This is a genomic window from Marinobacter sp. UBA2498, assembly GCF_002341575.1.
GTDB lineage: Bacteria > Pseudomonadota > Gammaproteobacteria > Pseudomonadales > Oleiphilaceae > Marinobacter > Marinobacter manganoxydans.
The window spans coordinates 1,673-2,163 of the sequence record NZ_DDOI01000028.1 but is presented as its reverse complement, the minus strand read 5'-3'; the positions used below and the strand labels follow the sequence as shown (position 1 = coordinate 2,163).

The window sequence follows — 491 nt, the reverse complement described above, 5'->3', positions numbered from 1 at the left end:
CCGGAGACCGTCTCGAAACCCGCTCGCCCAAAACTGACTATCCAGCGCCTGAGCGTGCCACCGGAAGTTCGCGGCGTGTTCATTCCCGCCGCCATTGCCGGATTTGCCGGCTTCGCCATGTGCGGCTTCTTCACCTCCATCGCCCCGGCGATGATGGGCAAGGTCCTGGGCTATGACAACCGGTTGCTGATCGGCGTTGTGGCCGGCAGCATCTTCATCGCCTCGACCATTGGCCAGTTCCTGCAAGGCGCCCTGCCGCTCAGACTGCGCCTTCCTCTGGGCTGCGTGTCTCTGATGCTCGGGGTGATTCCTATAGCACTGGGCATCTATACCCAATCCCTCGCACTCTTCATAACCGGCGCCGTGATTGCCGGCATGGGCCAGGGTATTTCGTTCCGGGCCGGCATGGGCGCCATCGCCTCAGCCAGCCCGGCTACGGAGAAGGCCGCCGTAACGTCCGCCTTCTTTGTTGTGGCCTATATCGCGATCTC

At 62.7% G+C, this 491-nt stretch carries 1 protein-coding gene; it reads left to right on the top strand.

Going from position 1 to position 491, the window contains the following annotated elements; translation table 11 throughout:
- Positions 1 to 491, top strand: a 491-nt coding sequence (locus tag B2W52_RS02585; RefSeq protein ID WP_286801129.1) for an MFS transporter, incomplete at both ends; no start/stop codon positions are given.